At 67.9% G+C, this 16,647-nt stretch carries 21 protein-coding genes and 3 pseudogenes; 9 read left to right on the forward strand and 15 right to left on the reverse strand.

The features are described 5' to 3' along the window. Positions 1 to 57: 57 nt before the first annotated feature. Together OG611_RS12765 and OG611_RS12770 are read left to right on the forward strand one after the other, a co-directional pair. Positions 58 to 1,572, forward strand: a complete 1,515-nt coding sequence (locus OG611_RS12765) for an MFS transporter (protein ID WP_266425815.1) — start codon at positions 58 to 60, stop codon at positions 1,570 to 1,572. Further along, positions 1,569 to 2,153 (forward strand): TetR/AcrR family transcriptional regulator, encoded by a 585-nt coding sequence (locus tag OG611_RS12770; protein ID WP_266418740.1) that lies wholly within the window; start codon positions 1,569 to 1,571, stop codon positions 2,151 to 2,153. The genes OG611_RS12765 and OG611_RS12770 overlap by 4 nt, the downstream gene beginning before the upstream one ends. 136 nt (positions 2,154 to 2,289) lie before the next feature. Here OG611_RS12770 and OG611_RS12775 read toward each other — a convergent pair whose 3' ends face one another. Further along, positions 2,290 to 2,862: a MepB family protein gene (locus tag OG611_RS12775; RefSeq protein ID WP_266418741.1), complete on the reverse strand. Its 573-nt coding sequence runs from the start codon at positions 2,860 to 2,862 to the stop codon at positions 2,290 to 2,292. A 240-nt stretch (positions 2,863 to 3,102) separates the two neighbouring features. Next, positions 3,103 to 3,450, reverse strand: coding sequence for a hypothetical protein (locus tag OG611_RS12780; protein WP_266418742.1), 348 nt, complete (start codon positions 3,448 to 3,450; stop codon positions 3,103 to 3,105). A 259-nt stretch (positions 3,451 to 3,709) separates the two neighbouring features. Between OG611_RS12780 and cpt the strand changes: the two genes are divergently transcribed. Beyond that, positions 3,710 to 4,231, forward strand: coding sequence for a chloramphenicol phosphotransferase CPT (gene cpt, locus OG611_RS12785; RefSeq protein WP_266425817.1), 522 nt, complete (start codon positions 3,710 to 3,712; stop codon positions 4,229 to 4,231). Between the two features lie 75 nt (positions 4,232 to 4,306). Here cpt and OG611_RS12790 read toward each other — a convergent pair whose 3' ends face one another. From OG611_RS12790 to OG611_RS12805, 4 genes are all read right to left on the reverse strand, one after another. Further along, positions 4,307 to 4,786 carry a GNAT family N-acetyltransferase gene (locus OG611_RS12790; protein ID WP_266418743.1) on the reverse strand — a complete coding sequence of 160 codons (480 nt, stop codon included), beginning with the start codon at positions 4,784 to 4,786 and terminating at the stop codon, positions 4,307 to 4,309. Between the two features lie 100 nt (positions 4,787 to 4,886). Continuing rightward, positions 4,887 to 5,786: a hypothetical protein gene (locus tag OG611_RS12795; RefSeq protein ID WP_266418744.1), complete on the reverse strand. Its 900-nt coding sequence runs from the start codon at positions 5,784 to 5,786 to the stop codon at positions 4,887 to 4,889. Between the two features lie 508 nt (positions 5,787 to 6,294). After that, the gene (locus tag OG611_RS12800; protein ID WP_266418745.1) at positions 6,295 to 7,503 is read right to left on the reverse strand and encodes an MFS transporter; all 1,209 of its coding nucleotides are present in this window, start codon (positions 7,501 to 7,503) and stop codon (positions 6,295 to 6,297) included. A gap of 81 nt (positions 7,504 to 7,584) precedes the next feature. Then, a complete protein-coding gene (locus tag OG611_RS12805) occupies positions 7,585 to 7,896 on the reverse strand; it encodes a helix-turn-helix transcriptional regulator (protein WP_266418746.1) in 312 nt (103 codons plus the stop codon). Positions 7,897 to 8,085: 189 nt separating this feature from the next. On the opposite strand from OG611_RS12805, the gene OG611_RS12810 reads away from it, so the two are divergent. Beyond that, on the forward strand, positions 8,086 to 8,475 hold the full coding sequence (locus OG611_RS12810; RefSeq protein ID WP_266418747.1) for a hypothetical protein: 390 nt from the start codon (positions 8,086 to 8,088) through the stop codon (positions 8,473 to 8,475). A gap of 168 nt (positions 8,476 to 8,643) precedes the next feature. Beyond that, positions 8,644 to 9,675 carry a hypothetical protein gene (locus tag OG611_RS12815; RefSeq protein ID WP_266418748.1) on the forward strand — a complete coding sequence of 344 codons (1,032 nt, stop codon included), beginning with the start codon at positions 8,644 to 8,646 and terminating at the stop codon, positions 9,673 to 9,675. 3 nt (positions 9,676 to 9,678) lie between these two features. Here the strand turns inward: OG611_RS12815 and OG611_RS12820 are convergent, their stop codons facing one another. From OG611_RS12820 to OG611_RS12835, 4 genes and pseudogenes are all read right to left on the reverse strand, one after another. Continuing rightward, entirely contained in the window at positions 9,679 to 10,029 is a 351-nt protein-coding gene (locus OG611_RS12820; RefSeq protein ID WP_266418749.1) for a hypothetical protein, read from the reverse strand. A gap of 188 nt (positions 10,030 to 10,217) precedes the next feature. Beyond that, positions 10,218 to 10,439, reverse strand: a pseudogene (locus OG611_RS12825) (FAD-dependent oxidoreductase); the annotation flags it as partial. A 20-nt stretch (positions 10,440 to 10,459) separates the two neighbouring features. Continuing rightward, a complete protein-coding gene (locus OG611_RS12830; RefSeq protein ID WP_266418751.1) occupies positions 10,460 to 10,873 on the reverse strand; it encodes an NUDIX hydrolase in 414 nt (137 codons plus the stop codon). Beyond that, a pseudogene (locus OG611_RS12835) lies at positions 10,870 to 11,426 on the reverse strand (NUDIX hydrolase); the annotation flags it as partial. The pseudogene OG611_RS12835 and the gene OG611_RS12830, both read right to left, overlap by 4 nt. A gap of 73 nt (positions 11,427 to 11,499) precedes the next feature. Between OG611_RS12835 and OG611_RS40635 the strand changes: the two are divergent. Continuing rightward, positions 11,500 to 11,637, forward strand: a pseudogene (locus OG611_RS40635) (hypothetical protein); the annotation flags it as partial. Positions 11,638 to 11,728: 91 nt separating this feature from the next. Continuing rightward, positions 11,729 to 12,016, forward strand: coding sequence for a hypothetical protein (locus tag OG611_RS12840; RefSeq protein ID WP_323180172.1), 288 nt, complete (start codon positions 11,729 to 11,731; stop codon positions 12,014 to 12,016). Positions 12,017 to 12,050: 34 nt separating this feature from the next. Here the strand turns inward: OG611_RS12840 and OG611_RS12845 are convergent, their stop codons facing one another. From OG611_RS12845 to OG611_RS12855, 3 genes are read right to left on the reverse strand one after another with little or no spacing between them, the layout of a single operon-like run. Then, positions 12,051 to 12,263 carry a DUF397 domain-containing protein gene (locus tag OG611_RS12845; RefSeq protein WP_266418755.1) on the reverse strand — a complete coding sequence of 71 codons (213 nt, stop codon included), beginning with the start codon at positions 12,261 to 12,263 and terminating at the stop codon, positions 12,051 to 12,053. Further along, the gene (locus OG611_RS12850) at positions 12,260 to 12,475 is read right to left on the reverse strand and encodes a DUF397 domain-containing protein (protein ID WP_266418757.1); all 216 of its coding nucleotides are present in this window, start codon (positions 12,473 to 12,475) and stop codon (positions 12,260 to 12,262) included. Before OG611_RS12850 ends, OG611_RS12845 begins: the two co-directional genes overlap by 4 nt. Next, positions 12,475 to 13,320: a helix-turn-helix transcriptional regulator gene (locus tag OG611_RS12855; protein WP_266418759.1), complete on the reverse strand. Its 846-nt coding sequence runs from the start codon at positions 13,318 to 13,320 to the stop codon at positions 12,475 to 12,477. Before OG611_RS12855 ends, OG611_RS12850 begins: the two co-directional genes overlap by 1 nt. A 213-nt stretch (positions 13,321 to 13,533) precedes the next feature. On the opposite strand from OG611_RS12855, the gene OG611_RS12860 reads away from it, so the two are divergent. After that, on the forward strand, positions 13,534 to 14,157 hold the full coding sequence (locus OG611_RS12860) for an ATP-binding protein (RefSeq protein WP_266418761.1): 624 nt from the start codon (positions 13,534 to 13,536) through the stop codon (positions 14,155 to 14,157). 31 nt (positions 14,158 to 14,188) lie between these two features. Here OG611_RS12860 and OG611_RS12865 read toward each other — a convergent pair whose 3' ends face one another. Next, positions 14,189 to 14,941, reverse strand: a complete 753-nt coding sequence (locus OG611_RS12865; RefSeq protein WP_266418763.1) for an HNH endonuclease — start codon at positions 14,939 to 14,941, stop codon at positions 14,189 to 14,191. A gap of 160 nt (positions 14,942 to 15,101) precedes the next feature. On the opposite strand from OG611_RS12865, the gene OG611_RS12870 reads away from it, so the two are divergent. Beyond that, positions 15,102 to 16,241, forward strand: coding sequence for a DNA cytosine methyltransferase (locus tag OG611_RS12870; protein WP_266418765.1), 1,140 nt, complete (start codon positions 15,102 to 15,104; stop codon positions 16,239 to 16,241). On the opposite strand, the gene OG611_RS12875 is transcribed toward OG611_RS12870, so the two are convergent. Beyond that, the gene (locus OG611_RS12875; RefSeq protein WP_266418766.1) at positions 16,170 to 16,631 is read right to left on the reverse strand and encodes a very short patch repair endonuclease; all 462 of its coding nucleotides are present in this window, start codon (positions 16,629 to 16,631) and stop codon (positions 16,170 to 16,172) included. The genes OG611_RS12870 and OG611_RS12875 overlap by 72 nt on opposite strands. Between the last annotated feature and the right edge of the window lie 16 nt (positions 16,632 to 16,647).

Here is a 16,647-nt window from a genome sequence, read left to right on the forward strand (position 1 = left end):
CGCCGCACCCTCGCGCCCCGCACGACGCCCCTGCCGCCGAGCACCGTACGGAGAGCCATGCCCGCGGACATACCTGCCCCGACGCCTGCCCCGACCACCGTCCCCGAAGAGGCCCCGCACCCCCGCTTCGCCGTCGGTGTACTGGCGTTCTGCGGTGTCGTGGTCGCGGTGATGCAGACGATCGTCGTCCCGCTGCTCCCGCACATCCCGGCCCTCACCGGCGCGAGCCCGGCCGCCGCGAGCTGGCTGGTCACCGTCACCCTGCTCACCGGCGCCGTCTTCACGCCCGTCCTGGGCCGGGTCGGTGACATGTACGGCAAGCGGCGGGTGCTCGTCGCCTCGCTCATGGTGCTGGTGGCGGGTTCGGTCCTGTGCGCGGTCAGTTCCCACATCGGGGTGCTGATCACCGGCCGCGCCCTGCAGGGTGCGGCACTCGCCGTCCTGCCGCTGGGCATGAGCATCCTGCGCGACGAACTCCCGCCCGAGCGGGTGCTGTCCGCCGTGGCGCTGATGAGCTCGACGCTCGGCATCGGCGCGGCGGTCGGGCTGCCGGTCGCGGCCCTCGTCGTCGAGAACTTCGACTGGCACACGATGTTCTGGGTCTCGGGTGCGATCGGCGTCATCGACATCGTGCTGGTGCTGTGGTGCGTACCGGAATCGCCGCTGCGCACCCGTGGCCGCTTCGACGCCCTCGGCGCGCTGGGCCTGTCCGGGGCCCTGGTCTGTCTGCTGCTCGCGGTCACCCAGGGCGCCGACTGGGGCTGGACCTCGGCCCGGACGGTCGGTCTGCTGGCGGCGGCCGTCGTCGTGGCGCTCTTCTGGGGCGCGTACGAGCTCCGGGTGGCGTCGCCCATGGTCGATCTGCGGGTCTCGGCCCGCCCGGCGGTGCTGTTCACCAATATCGCCGCCTTGCTGATCGGTTTCGCCTTCTACGCGAACTCCCTGGTCACCGCGCAGATGGTGCAGGAGCCGAAGGAGACGGGCTACGGGCTGGGCGCCTCGCTCGTCGTCAGCGGCCTCTGCCTGCTGCCGGGCGGCGTGATGATGGTGGCGCTCTCACCGGTCTCGGCGCGGATCTCCGCGAAATACGGCCCGAAGGTCAGCCTGGCGCTGGCGGCCGGGGTGATCGCCACCGGTTACGTGGTGCGCTACTTCACCAGCCACAACCTCTGGCTGATCATCGCCGGCGCGACGGTCGTCGCCTCGGGCACGGCCATCGCGTACTCGGCACTGCCCGCGCTGGTCATGCGCGGCGTCCCGGTGAGCGAGACGGGCGCGGCCAACGGCCTCAACACACTGATGCGGTCGATCGGACAGGCCTTCTGCAGCGCGACGGTGGCCGCGGTCCTCGCCAACATCACCTTCCGGGTGGGCGGCAGAACGGCCCCGACGCTCCACGCGTACCAGCTGGTCTTCCTGATCGCGGCGGGCGCGGCCCTCGCGGCACTGCTGGTCACCCTGTTCCTGCCGGGCAGCCGTACACCCGCGACGGGTACGGTCGAAGGGAACCGCGACGTCCCGGGCGACCGGAAGGACGGTGTGCGGACGATGCCGATCCAGGAGGGCGCATGACCAGCGGCCAGGCCACCGCACCGGCCCCGGCCCGGCCCGGTGCCGATCCGGGCACCGGCCGGGACGCGATCCTGCGCGCGGCCCGCCGGGCGTTCACGCAGCGCCCGTACGCCGAGGTCACCATCAGGGGGATCGCGGCCGACGCCGGAGTGAGCCCGTCCCTGGTGGTCAAGCACTTCGGCCGCAAGGAAGAACTCTTCAACACCGTCGCCGACTTCGGCCCCGCCGCCGCGGAACTCCTCGACGCGCCGCGCGGTGTCCTGGGCCGCCACATGGTGGTGACGCTGGTGAGCCGCCGCCGCGAACTGCAGTCCGACCCGCTGCTGCGCGTCGTCTTCTCGCTCGGCAACCGCGACGAACGCTCCCTGCTGCGCGACCGCTTCCAGGAACAGGTCACCGACGCCCTCACCGCCCGCCTCCCCGGCCGCGAACGCGCCCTGCGCGCAGAGCTGATCGCGGGCCACCTCCTCGGCCTCGGCGCCACCCTCAGCCTCCACCGCGAGGGCGCCGGCGCGGACGCCACCCCCGAACACCTCGCGGACCTGTACGCGCCCGCGCTGCAGTCCTTGATCGACGGGTGACGCGGGGCCGGACCGAGCAGGGCCGGGCAGGGCCGGGCAGGGCCGGGCCGGGCCGCCGGGCGGAGAGGCACCCGCGACCGCGTCCACACCTGGATGCGGGGCCACCCGGAGGACTACCGCTGACCGGCGGGCGCCGTCACGGGCGGTAGAGCGCCCGGCACCGGACCGGGTCGGCCGCCTCGCCCTCGCGGACCGGCAGGAAGTACTCCACCTGCCACTCCTGCGTACGGCCGGCCTGGCGATTGGGCGTCGTCACCCACGGCGGATAGACGCGGAACGCGCGCTTCCCGCCGGAACCGTTCCTCGACACGATGTCCCGCTCGCAGAGCACGTCACGGGGGAACACGAACTGCCCGAAGCCGTCGGCGTCGCGGGTGCTGATGACGAAGAGGTCGACCGGGTCCCCGGAGTCGTAGGGCCGGATCGGGCCCTCCGCGGACCGCTTCCACACCGTCACGAACTGGCCGGCCTTCGTCGGGGTGGTCCGGGCCACCCGGAACCTGACGGCGGAGCCGTCCACGGTGAAGGAATGCGCCCCGTACTCGGCGCTCTCCGCTTCGGGCACCGGTCGCGTGCACACGAATCCGCTCGGTTCGTAGACCAGCGCCTTCGCCGCGAGGAGGTCGGGGTGCAGGGGCTCGCCGTACGGCCAGGGGTCGGGCCAGGGCTCGGTTCGGGCATCGGGCGAGGGTTCAGGAGGTGTTGCCATTTCGCCCATTCTGTCAGCGGCTGTCCCGTCGTCGAGCCGTGGGAGCCCGAGGAGTTCGCCGAGGCACTGCGGCGGATGCTGACGGTGTGACGTCCAGGCGTGACCAGCGGGTGTGGCTCGCGGGTTTGACCGGCGGGCGTGACCTCCAGGCGTGGCCTCTACCCGTCCCGCATACGGGACCACCCCGGTACGAGCGCGGGGCGGCTCGTACCGGGGTGGTGGTCGGGTGGTGCGGCGGGATCAGCTGAAGACGACCGAGCGGAGCTTCAGCCGCTCGGAGGCGTGGCCGCCATGGGGCCTGAGGGTGAAGTAGGGGCCTTCGCAGTCGGGGCCGGCGAAGACCGTCGCGCTGGAGTCGGTGAGGTTCCACGGAGTGTGGGCGGGGTTCGTCGAGGAAGGGTCGGCCACCTCGGGCAGGGTGATGCACACCCGGCTCGGCGGGTCGACGAGGAAGCCGACCTGCGGCGAGCCGTCGAGGCCGGAGTAGGTGTACGTGAAGTCTCCGGTGGCCGCGCCGGCCGAGGTCGGCACGGCGACAATGAGCGCAAGCGCGCCGAGGGCGGCAGCAACGGTGGAACGAAGACGCATGAAGGGAACTCCTTGTGCGGGGGATCGGAAACGGCCCAAGTCTGTGCTGCCGACCTGCGGCCACTGTCGAATGCGGGGTTCCGTCACCCGGACGGGAGCTGCTGAATCGGTTCTGCCGACGGCCAAGTGGGTCACGGGCCGGTCCCACCGCGTTGACCGCCGAGGGGCGGGCCGGCCGGCGGGTTCGAGTTCGGCCCCCGCTGCCGTACTACTGCACCGGCCCGCTGTCAGGTCCTAGTGTGGCCCGGTGAAGACGCAGATGATCGTGCTCAACGGTGGCTCCAGTTCAGGGAAGTCCGGGATCGCCCGGTGCCTTCAGGCGGTGTTGCCGGATCCGTGGCTGACCTTCGGGGTGGACACACTGGTCGAGGCGATGCCCGCGTCCATGCGCGCGTCGGACGCGGGCATCGAGTTCGCTCCGGACGGCGAGGTGATCGTCGGCCCCGAGTTCCGTACGTTGGAGTCGGCTTGGATCGAGGGGGTCGTCACGATGGCCCGTGCGGGAGCCGGGGTCATCGTCGACGAGGTCTTCCTCGGCGGCGCGGCCTCCCAGCAGCGGTGGCAGAAGGCACTCGACGGGCTCCCGGTGCTGTGGGTGGGCGTCCGGTGCGAGAGTGCCGTCGCCGTAGCCCGTGAGATCGCGCGGGGTGACCGCGTCCCCGGGATGGCGGCCTCACAGGCGGACGTGGTCCACGAGGGCGTGACGTACGACATCGAGGTGGACACGACGCGGAGCGAGTCCATGGAGTGCGCGCGGATCATCGCAGCTCATATCGGGTGACCGGGCGCGGTCCCACCGCCGTACCATCCGCCGCCCCGCTGATCGTTTCCGGCCACGGCACTGCACGTCACGCCCTTACGCGTCGCCGAGCTCCAGCTCACCGACGACCTGATCCCCGCTCGTCTCCCCGGTCAGCCGGAACCCGAGCCTGAAGTAGAACTGCTCGGACCCACCCTCACCGGGGACCCAGCTCACGGTCGCACGCGTCTGCCCCCGCCGCCGGATCTCCTCGCACACCGCCTCCACGGCGAAGCGGCCGTATCCCTGCCCCTGCTGATCGGCGGCGATGTTCAGCCGCCAGAGGCCGGAGCGCAGCCTGTTGTCGTTCGGGTCGTCCGGGTAGAACCGGACGTCGAAGAAGGCCATGACGAAGCCGACGAGTTGCTCGCCGTCGAAGATCAGTCGGGGCCAGGCGATGTCGGGGGTCGCGTAGGCCTGAGCCAGCGACCAGGCGACCGGCTTCACGAGCCCGTCCTGGTCGGGGCGTACGTTCAGTTGGCAGGCGGCCTCGACGTTGTCCGACGTGACCTTTTCCAGGCGCGGTGATGAAGGCATGCGGGCAACCTACAGACCGACGCCCGGCCGCATCGAGCGGATGCCCGGTGCCGCCGAGGTGGCGGAACCGGGCATCGAGCGAACTCCCTTGTGGCAGGGGTCAGTTCGCGGGGGCCTGGTAGAGGCCCCGGCCGGCGCGGTGGGCCCGGGAGGTGGCGACGAGTCGGTCGAGGGTGCTGCGAACGGTGTTGATGCCGTTGGGGGTGAGCTCGCGACCCAGGGCCTTCGTCACGTCACGGGCCCGGACGGGGGTGTCGCCGGAGGCCGCGAGCACCTTCATGGCCAGCTCGGTGAGGCTGCCGCTGTCGTCGACGGCCGGTGCGGAGGTCGCGGAGGTCGCGGCCTTCTTCGGCGCCCTGGCCTTCGCGGGCTTGGCGGCCTTGGTCGCCTTGGCTGCCTTCGCCGGTGCGGCGGGCTTGCTGTCCTTGACCGTCTTGGTCGCCTTGGCGGGCGCGGCGGGCTCCGCGTCCTTGCTGTCCTTGGTGTCCTTGACCTCCTCGGCGGGCTTGGCGGCGACGGCCTTCTTGGCCTGGCCGCGCTGGGCCCGCGGCTTGGCGGCGGCCTGCTTGCGGCCCTTGGGCGCAGCGGGCGCCTTGCGGGCGGCCCGGCGCGCGGGGGTCGCCGCCTGCTCCTGCGGGGCCTCCACCTGGTCGGTGGAGTCGGTGGAGTCGGTGGCGTCGATGGAGTCCTTCGCCTGCTGCGGGATCTTGGGAGCGGGAACGCTCGCCGCCCCGGCCTTGGCGGCGTCGGCCTCACCCGACTCCGTCACGTCTGCCGCCGTCTCCGCCACCGCGCTCGCGGAGGGAGCCGGGGCGGGAGCGGGGGCGGCCGACAGCGCACGCAGTGCCGTCAGCGCGGTCCGCACCGACTCCAGGCGTTCGGTGACGGTCGCGAGTTCCTTCTCCAGGGTCTGCTGGTGCTGCTCCAGGCGGGGAAGTTCCGCCTCCAGCAAGGAAGTTGTGGCATCGATGGTGACCAGTGTGTTGGTCTCGGAGGTCATATTGTCGTCCTTCTGTCCCGGCCGACCGTTGGTGACCGATGTATCGCAGGGTAAGGGGTGTTGTGTTGTGGCCGGAAATCGCCTCTCGCTGCGAACCGTTCAAGGGACACCGCCAGCACTGACCGTCAGTCTTCCGAAAGTCCTGGCATCGCGCCCAGGAGATGGCGGGGGAGGCACTCTTTTGGCGGCATCCCACGCGGCCCTGAACGACGCGGCGCGGCCCGTGAGGAACGAACGCGTCCCTCGTCCCCCGGCAGGAGCGGGGGGCGAGGGACGCAGGGAGCGGAGAGTGCGGGTGGGGCCGGGACCGTCAGCCGTTCCGGCTCACCGGCGCGGAGCCGGTAGGGTAACTGGTGCTGGTCTACAGGGTGTTGGGGATCTCGCGGCTGAGCCGGCTGTCGCAGTCCACGACGTTCCAGCGCGGGTGCGCACCGGTCACGCTGCCGGTGGCGCCCGAGGTGCCGTTCTGCTGCCCCTGCCCCTGCCCCTGCCTCTGTCGCCCCGCCTCTCAGACCCCGACCTCCCCGGCCGCGAGCGAGCCCCGGTCGTCCGGCGCCACCCGCTGCTCCCCGACGCGTTCCCACCGCAGCCGCAAACCCATCACGATCAGCGCAGCGACCGCGAACCCCGCCCCGGCCCAAGCGAGTTGACGAGCTCCGTACTCGGCCAGGACCCAGCCGCCGACCGCGGTGCCGACGGTGATGCCGAGGTTGGAGAACGAGATGAAGAGGCTGTTGCCGAACTCGGGTGCGTCACTCGCGTCCCGCCCCAGCCAGCTCTGGCTCACGATGAGCCCGCCCGAATGCACGGCACCCCAGACCAGGACCGTCAGAACCATCGGCGCGAGCATCGGCCCGACGGCGTACAGAAGGACGTAGACCAGCAGGCACAGCGCCGGGTAGGCGACGACGGTGCGGACGAGGTTGCGTCGCAACAGGCTGCCGAAGGCGAAGTTCCCGAGGATCATCACGATGCCGAACGCCATCAGCATGGCGCTGACCCACGTACCGTCCATGTGCGTGACCTGCCCCAGGTACTCGGCGAAGTAGCCGTAGACCGAGAACATCGCCGCGAAGACGAGAACGATGGAGGCAATGGTCAGCCACATCTGCGGCCGCTTGAGGACCTTCAGCTGAGTGCCGTACGAGACGCGTTGGCCGACCGGCATCGACGGTACGAACCGCAGGATGCCCAGGAAGGCGATCAGGTTGACGAGCGCGCCGAACCAGAAGGCCGAAGCGAGCGACAGATGCTCGGCGAGGTACGAGGTCAACGGCACACCGAACGCGAAGCCGACGGTGACTCCGGCGAACACGGTCGTGGTGGCCCGGGTCGCGTCCTTCGCGGGTACCAGCCGTGCGGCGGTGGCGAGCGCGACCGCGAAGAACACGGGATGGAAGAGGGCGGGAACGACGCGGAACGCGAGCATCACCTCGTACTGCGTGGTGAGCGCGTAGACGGCGTTGGAGACGGCGAACACCGCGATTGCGGCGGCGAGCACCTTCTTGCGGTCGACACCGGAGGCGAGCAGCGTGGTGAACGGTCCGGACACCGCGATGACCAGGGCGAACACCCCGACGAGCCAGCCGGCGGCGGACGGTGTGACACCGAGTTCGGCCGAGACCTGGGGCAGCACACCGACCATGCCCATCTCGGTGGTGATGATCCCGAACACGCCCAGGGCGAGCACCAGGACGGTGAGGGAGGTCTTTCTCATCGGAACGATCAGCACCTTTCATCAAATCTAGAAAAGTAGATATATTGGATCAAGGCTCGACGCCGTGCGGGGGAGGGCGAACTACAACTCGTCGCGGACGTACGCGGCGAACTCGGCGATCACCGGCTCGTTGCGCCGGTAGTACGTCCATTTGCCGATGCGTTCCGAGGTGAGCAGTCCCGCGTCCTTCAGGGTCTGCAGATAGCCGGACACCACCGACTGCGCCAGCCCGGACCGCTTCTGGATGTCGCCGACGCACACGCCGATATGGAAGCCGAGCCCCTGCTGCCGGTAGGAGTCCTCGTCGAAATGCTTCTCCGGCTCCCTCAGCCACTGCATGAACTGCAGGCGCGCGGGATTGGCGAGCGCCTTGTGTACGGCCAGCGGATCCATCGCTCCACCCTTCCACGGTCTCTCGACGTTACGTATCTAGCTTTCGCGATATGTAGTGCCAAGTCAAATCGCACCGTCCAGGTCAATGCGGCTAGGGTCTCCCGGGTGAGTAACGGGCGTGCGACGGGACCGACGGGCTTCAGGTAGCCCGCCGGGAGATCCCCGGCGGCTCCCATCGTTCGGAGCCCCATGACGCGCACTGCCCACCACCTCCCCCCTTCGCGGACCAGGAAGAGCTACGACGACAGCCCGGGTAGCCCCTGGCACTCCGTGATCCTTTACGACCTCCGGTACGGCGCCCGAAGCCTCGCCGAGGCGGCAGCCGGGGCCCGCAGACCCTGGCCGCAGGGCGTCCGCCGCCGGGTGGATGTCTACTGCTTCCCCCGCCACAACCGCGACCGTGGCCTCTCGCGTGCCGCCACCCTGGCGGAACGCCGGGCCCGCCAACGCCTCCGCGCACGTGCGGGTGTCCTCCGACGCCTGGTGAACACCCCCACCGGAGAGCTGGCCCTCGAAGCCGCGGAGACGGTCGACATCCCACCGGCGAACCACCGCCACGGCGAACTCTGGCTGGCCTGACCGGCACGGGGATGAAGTCCCGTACGCGTGGCGGCAGATGAGGAAGATGCGGTACGGTGACGAAATCATCACGCTCTGTGTGTTCGCGCGCACATAGGGCGGCCCCCGGCGGTGCGCCAACACCAACCCGAGGGCCTACACCACCAGTGGACAAGGACCCCACCGGAAATGTTGCGTCATGCTATCGCGCCGTCCGCGCGCTATACGAAGGCATCACACGATGTCGTCCGCCACCCGCGTCTGAGCAGTGACGCGAAGATCCTGCTCCTGTACGTCCAGGGCCTCCCCGACACCACCACCTTCAAGCCGCTGAGCGAACTGGCCCAGAAGCTGGGCATCAAGGGCCGCGCGTACCAGAAGGCGAAACAGCAACTGGTCGAGAACGGGTACGTGCACGAGTGGCGCAGCCAGGCCGACGGCGGCCGCTGGATCACCGAGCAACTGGTCGCGAACACCGCCCTGACGAGCGAGCAGGCGACCCACGTACGAGGAACTCCACCAACCCCTTCCCCCGCCGCCGTGCCACCGAGTACGCACTCTCCGACGGTCGGCGAACCGGCTCCCCGGACGGCCGGTGGCTATGAACCGGTAGAAGACCACAGTGATAAAACCACTCCCCACCCACCCTCCGAACCCTCCGCACTATCCGAGCTCTCCGCACTTTCCTTACCGTCCGAGCTCTCCCCACTCTCCGAACCGGAGCGCCCGGCCCCGACGGCGGACCCCGCCCTGCTGGCCCGCGCCGAACGCGTCCTGCTCTCCCTGCGCCACTCCCGCCGCGAACTGCACCTGGGCGTACGCGAGGCCGCCAAGCTGGCCGTCGACGCGGTCAAATGGCTGGAGCGCGGCCTGAGCGAGTCCGACCTGCGCCAGGCCCTGCTCGCCGAACGCCCGAAAGAAGGCGTGCGCTCAGCAGTCGGCTTCCTCCGCTACCGCCTCGCCCAAAAACTCCCCGAACCACGGACGACCCCCCAGTCCTTCGAGCCCGCACGCCCCCGCGAACTGATCGAATGCCAGGGCCCAGGCAAGACACACAACTTCCGCCCCCTGCTGGACGAGACGGAATGCACCCCGTGCCGCCTGACCGCAGCGAACACCATGTACTCCGCATCCCCCTCACTCGAGCCCGACCACCTGCCATGGCGAGAACGCTTCGCAAAGATCAACACAACACCGACGACCGCGCCGGGCGTGGGTTGACGGCTACCGCGCCTTCTCCAGGTAGTAGGTGTTGCGGTTGTCGGGATCGCTGTAGAAGAAGTACAGGGCCAGCCCCTTCTTGCGGCGCTCCAGTTCCAGGGTCCAGGTGTACGAGTCCGGAGCGGGCTCCCTGAAGTCGCCGTCGACGGCCGCCTCGTCGGCCGCATCCGCCGGCTCGCGCCATACGGACGACGTGCGCCGAGTGACGTTCAAGGACACGTGCTGACCGTCGCTCCAGCCCATGGGCCGGTCGGTAAGCTCCCACGTCCCGGTGCCGGACATCCGCCATTGACTGTCGAAGTCGAAGTCCTGTCCGTCCAGTTGCTTCACGGTGGCGGTACCGTCCGCCCGCATGGTGACTTCCGTGCCATCGATGCACCGCCAGGTCCCGACGATCTCAGCAGCCGAGACCCCGGTGACGGCCGGCACATCCGCGTACCGCCCAGGCACACACCCGGACAGCACCACCAGAGCAAGCAACACGGCACCCAGCCCGCCCAATACGCCACGTCGACCCCTGCTTATGCCCATGCCAAACCCTGCTCCCGGAAGATCTCCAGGGACTGTTGCCCCCAGTGGTCGACTTTGCCCTTCGACTCGACCAGGTACGGGCCCCGCATGGCCCCGGCTGCCAGTGAGGTGACGCCGAGTATCTGCTCGGCGATCACGTGCACCGATTCCCCGGCCTCGGCGAGCACGACGGCGGTGGTGAGCCCTGCCACCCCAGCCCCGACAACGACAAGAGCGCGCTTCCCGGTGGGCATGGCCGGCTGACCTGAGCCGGTCAGGAGTTCAAGGCGCCGTCGAGGTACTCCTGTACGGGCTCGAACAACCCGTACGGCACATACCGCGGGATCTCGCCATGGGCGACCCAAGCGAGCTCATCCAGTTCCTCGGTGTCGGCAACGTGGGCAGTACCGCCCACTACCTCGCAGGCCGTGTACGACATCAGCCGACCTGTCTTCGGGTGGACCCGTTCGCCGAGGAGCTTCAGGGCGACCACGTCCAGGCCGGTCTCCTCCTGGGTCTCTCGCACGGCGGCGTCTTCGCGGGCCTCGCCCAGCTCGACCTCGCCGGCCGGGAACTGCCAGGAGAGCTGACCTTCGCTGACCCGGCGGCGCACCATGAGAACGCGCCCCTCGTGGACGACGATGGCCGCGGCGATGCCCGGTCGGTCCTCCGCGTTCTGCTGCGTCACGTCTGCTCCTCAAGGACGGCCAGGACGGGTGGGAAGATCGTATCGACGGGGATGAAGCGGGGCACCGAGTTTCTGGGGACCCACATGACGTCGATGTTCTCGGCTGCGTCGCTGTTGGTGGCCTCGCCTGCCAGGTACTCGCAGAGGAAGTACTCGCACAGCACTCCGGTCACGGGGTGAAGCCGGTTGCCGAGGTGCTGTCGGACCGCGCAGTGGACACCTGTCTCGTCCAAGGTCTCCCGCACGGTGGTGGTCTCCGCCTTGCCTCCCGGCTTGATGACCCCGGCCGGGAACTGCCAGATGATGCCGGCGGCGTCGTCGTCCCGCCGACACACCAGCAGGACATCCGCGTCGCGGACAACCACCGCGATGGCCACGCGGAGTGCCTGCGCGCTGGTGGCGTCGAGTCCGCCGGGGCCCGCTCCTTCGCCAACAGGAGCGCGAAGCGCTGTCGCGTAGTCGCCGGAGCCTGCTCGTGGGCCGTGTCGAGAAGCTGCTGCATTTCCCTGCGGGGCACGACAGACGCGTCGGAGTGCCAGGCGGCCACGGTCCTCCTGGCTCCATCTGCCGCCGCGTTCAAGGGCGGACGGTGATCATCTCTTCCACAGGACGTTCAAGCACAAGGCATGACGACTGGAGACGCGGCTTCCGGCAGTCTGCCGAGACCGGCAGCGCCGACTGGGACCTCGGAGATCGAACGAGTCCGCATCGTCGACGCCCCGACGACCCCTGGTCAGCTCTGCCTCCTCGACAACGCGAGGCGGAACACCGTCATCGGCGAGGACATCAGAAACCTGCGGAGGGCCGAAGCGGTACGGATTGGGTGTTCCTATCTGGGAAGCCGCACCGCACAACTTGATCTGCCCTCCCCGCGCGCTCGCCGCTCATCTGGACCGGCTGGCCGGAGTGATCGGCATGGAAACCGTCCACGCAACGGCGAAGGCCCCTCCGGCCAATGGCTTCTGGTGCTTCGACGGCCGCCTCGCGGTCACCGAGGACTGGCACGCCGAACTGTGGTTGGACGACACCGGCACCATCACCACGTATCAACGCGCGTGGCGGGCCCTGAGCGAATCCGCTGTGTACGGAACCGAGGCCCAACACGTGATCGTCCAGGCACGCCGGAGCTTCGACGGTCGCTGACAAGGGGCGCCACGGTGGATCGGGCACTGGCGGCCTACGAGGTGCGAAGAGAAGCGACGAACCGTGCCCACGCGCTGTGGTGTACGGATATGTGGGGTCCGCGGGGCAGCTTGGAGTCTCGTACGCCAACCGCCGAGCGCAGGTCCGCGACCTCGACGCACTCAGTGCCGCTGCCACCGCTGTGGCTACTCTTCCGCCACTGGAGGGGAGACGGCGCGGGCGCCGCCCTGGCGGGAGGTGGGTTCATGACGCGCCAAGCCGCTGATGCCGTACGGCGGAAAGGAACCCTTTCCACGACGCGTTGCCGAACATCAGCATCGGACCGTCAGGGGCTTTCGAATCGCGCACCGCGGTGGACTGGGGGAGGCGGGCAGCCTCAACGCATTCAGTCGTGTTCGCTCCGCTGTAAGACGATTTGAACCAGTGGAGAGACTCGGGGGAGTGAGGTACCAGAAGCATTACATCTCCTTGCGAACGCGCTCGATCAAGGCCGACGACGCGGCCATGTCCAACGCTTGTGCACGCAGGTAGTCGAACGCAAGTCTGTATCGGTCGAGTTCTTCGTCCGTCTCCATGAAGAGTGGGCCGACATGCAGGTCGACATACACAACGTCCAGGCTCGCTTCGGCACCGCCGAGGATCACGAAACTGCCCAGGGCTGCGCCGTGAGCGCCCTTGGAGAAGGGCAGGACCTGCAGGGTGATGTGCTGGGAGCTGTTGGCTTCGACCAGGTGGCCCAGCTGATCGCGCATGTTCGCGGGGGATCCGACCACACGCCGGATCACTGACTCATCGAGGATCGCCCACAGGTGAGGCGGTTTCGGCCGACTCAGGATCTCTTGGCGCTTCATGCGGATATCCACCAGACGCTGGATCTCCTCGGGTGCCAGCCGCATCTCGCTGGCGCCTTGAATCGCTGTGCTGTAGTTCCGCGTCTGCAGTAGGCCGGGTACGTAAGTGCTGGAGAAGTGGTCCTCGCGCACGGCCTCGTCTTCGAGTGTCAGCAGGAGATTCATGTCAGCGGGGATGGAGTCGGTGTACGGCCCCCACCAGCCCTGCTGCTTCGCGTCCTTCGCCAGGGCAACCACAGCGTTCCGCTCTGCGTCGGTTGCGTTGTACTGCCGGCAGAGCGCGTCGGCGATGGGCCACTTGACGGGCCCTTCCTGGGTCTCGTAGCGGCTGACAGTGGCCTTCGAGATACCGACGAGCCGACCGGCCTCCTCCAGCGTCATGCCCTTCCGCGCACGCAACTTGCGCATCATCGCGCCGAGCTGGCGGCGTCGTGTCGTGGTTCTGACAGACATGGATGATGACCTTCCGCTTTGTGTGCACTGGGCTCGTCGGCGCCAACCAGGCTATGTCTGCCCCTAGTTACCGCTATCCGGATTCACTCGATCGATTCTCGTGAGAAGTTTCACGAGGAGACTTCTTGCTGCCATACTCGCAAGCCTGACCACTCAGCGCAGTCGTTTGGATACGGCACGTGCAGGGCTGATGTGGCGCCGGGAGGAGAGTCCATGTCCGGATACGACAGCAGCTCGCGACTCCGCAGCGTTCTGCCGTTCGAGGCCGAGCCCGCAGCGGTCCGGGACTTGCGGAGAGCCGTCAGAGGGCAGCTTGCGGAGTGGTGTCTGCCGACGTTCACCGAAGAGGCCGAGCTCGCGGTGAGTGAGCTGGCGGCCAACGTGATCAAGCACGTCGGGAGAGGTGCCGCAGCCACCCTGGTAATGGAGACGGCAGGGGACCGATTGCGGATCGAACTCCATGACAAGAGCTACCGTGTGCCGGTTGTCGGACCGGCGGCCTGCGACGACGAGTGCGGCCGGGGGCTGCACCTGCTCGCCGGCTTGGCCGTCGACTGGGGAACGCTGCTGACTGCGACGGGGAAGGCTGTCTGGTGTGAGCTGTCAGCCGATCCGGACATGCGTTGCCGCCGGGTGCAGCGGGCTGAGTCGGCGCTGACGAAGTACCGCCGCGATGTCGGTGCGCCGCCTCTGCTGCAGAGTCGCTCTGTTCAGATCCTTGAGGAATCTGCCACAGACCTCATCGCGGATCTCCTGCACTGGGTCGCTGCACGGGGTGGCGACCCGGACGGGTTGCTGGACCGCGCGCAGATGCACTTCGAGGCGGGCGCAGTGTGATCGGCGCGACGCCTGAGCGGAACGCTGGCAGCTACGTGATCTTGCCTGCTGCGGGGCCATTCTCGATTTCAGCTCGCAGTGCCGCCGGAGTGCGCCATGCGGCGCCACCGTGGCTTCTGTGGCACATGCGGTGGCAGTTCGCGCAGAGGAAGGCAAGGTCTTCCAGCCTGGTCTCGCGCGGGCCCGAGAGGTGGAGGGGGAGGACATGGTGCACTTCGATGTAGCCCTCACCAAGGGGGCCGTACCGACGACTGAAGTCGAACACGCATACGGAACACTGGAGAGGCTGACCAAGTCTGCGTGCTTGGGCGATCTTCCGTTTGCGCAGCGCGGGATTCCGCTCGCGAAACGTCGCCCAGCGGGTCAGGAGGCGTCCTTCGATGGCCGGGACTCCGTCCTCATCGACTTCGTTGGGCTGCTCAGGGATGCGGACGAGCTCGCCAGACGAGATTCCGTCCTCAATTGCCTGTGCGGCGAGCAGCATCTCCTCCTCACGTTCCATGAACGCCTCAGCTACGAGCCTGGTCAGCCGACCACCCCTGGTAGCGGGGCCCGCGTAGTCGGGGCGACCTGTGATCAAGTCCGCGCTCTTGCGGCTGATACTGGCGGCCGACCGGAACTCGGGCACATCGTGTGCCGCGTTCCCGTGAAGGGGCAGAGAGCGGAGCAGGTCGGCGAGGTCGTGCGTGGGCTGCTGGTACGCCCTGAGCTGGCCCCAGTCGTTGCTCACAACGCGCGAGCAGATCAGCAGCAACTCATCCCAGGTCCAGTCAGGGCTACGCATGGGCAATATCGTATGTGTGTTCCCTGTAGTGCGGGGGTGTCTGAGGAAGGTCAGCCCGTGCCGCACACTGGAGGACGGTCGAGATGTCAGTGGGGTCTGTCACCCTCTGTAAGGGCGGAACACAAAGAGTGCCCGCCATGCAAGTCTGTAAGGAGGGTGCATGACCAGCACTGAGAAGAAGTTCACCTCGGTGGAGATCTGCGCTGGGGCGGGAGGCCAGGCGCTGGGTCTGGAACGTGCCGGGTTCGAGCATGCGCTCCTGATCGAGATGGACAAGAGCGCGTGCGAGACCCTGCGGTTCAACCGTCCGATGTGGGAGGTGCATGAAGGCGACCTCAGAAAGTACGTCGAAAGCAAAGCCGGCGAGGCCCTTGCCAGTGAGATCAAGATCGATTTGTTGGCGGGGGGCGTTCCCTGTCCGCCATTCTCCTTGGCAGGCAAGCAGCTCGGCCGCGATGACGACAGGGACCTGTTCCCTTTCATGATCGAGCTGGCGGGTCAGCTGAATCCCTCGGCCATCATGATCGAGAACGTCCGCGGGCTGATGCAGTCGAAGTTCGACGGATACCGCGAGGAGATCATCAGAGACCTCAGGGACCTGGGCTACAAGTGCGATTGGCGGGAGCTGCAGGCCGGTGACTTCGGCGTCTCACAGTTGCGGCCGAGGAGCATTCTCGTAGCGCTGAAGCCTGAGTACTGGAAGTACTTTGATGTGGACAGCTGGTACCTGCCCCCTGCCGACCAAGAGCCCGCACTCTCTGTTGGCGACCTCCTCTCGGCTTCCATGAGGGACCGGGGGCTGAAGGGGAAGGCGTTCAGCGACTGGTTTGAGAAGGCGTCGGCTGGGATCGCTCCAACCCTCGTTGGCGGTTCCAAGAAGCACGGCGGTGCAGACCTCGGGCCCACGAGAGCGAAGAAGGCCTGGGCTGACCTTGGAGTTTGCGGACTGGGCGTGGCTGACGAGCCGGATGAGAAAACGGGAACGACGAAAAATCCCGGCCGGGACCTCGGCACAGGAACGGAGAACGGTCCCATGCTCACTGTTCCTCAGGCGGCGATGATTCAGGGGTTCAACCCAGAGCCGGGGGAAAAGCAATGGGAATTTATGGGCCGCAAGACTGCGGCGTATCGGCAAGTAGGCAATGCCTTCCCTCCGCCTGTAGCTAAGGCAGTCGGCGCGCAGATCATGAAAGCACTTAAAGCGCATCGGGAGCAGGAGGGTACGCTCTCAGCTCGTATCCCTGCTTCGCCGGATACTGCTCACAGTGAGAATGATCTGGTCAGCACACCTCTCTGGTGACTCATGCTCCCAGAAGCGGAGCACCGTCCAGCCAGCGTCGACGAGGTGCTGGTTCGTGTCGCGGTCGCGTGCCATGTTCCCCGCCACTTTGTCAGACCAGTAACCGGAATTGGTCTTGGGTGGAACGTAGTGCTCAGGGCATCCGTGCCAGTAGCAACCATCAATGAACACGGCGACCTTCACTGGGCGGAAGACCATGTCTGCTGTTCGGCGGAGGTCGGGCAGGGGCTTCGCTCCAACCCGATAGCGAAGCCCCTGTGCGTGTACCAGTCGGCGAATCAGTCGTTCTGGTTTTGTGTCGCGACTCCGAATCGCCTGCATGTTGCGGCGTCGCCCTGCAGACGAGGCCCAGGAACCCGCTGGTGGAACCCAGCATTTTTCGGTATCCACCTTGGCTTCCTTCCTG

The sequence above is a fragment of the Streptomyces sp. NBC_01363 genome, assembly GCF_026340595.1.
Taxonomy (GTDB): domain Bacteria; phylum Actinomycetota; class Actinomycetes; order Streptomycetales; family Streptomycetaceae; genus Streptomyces.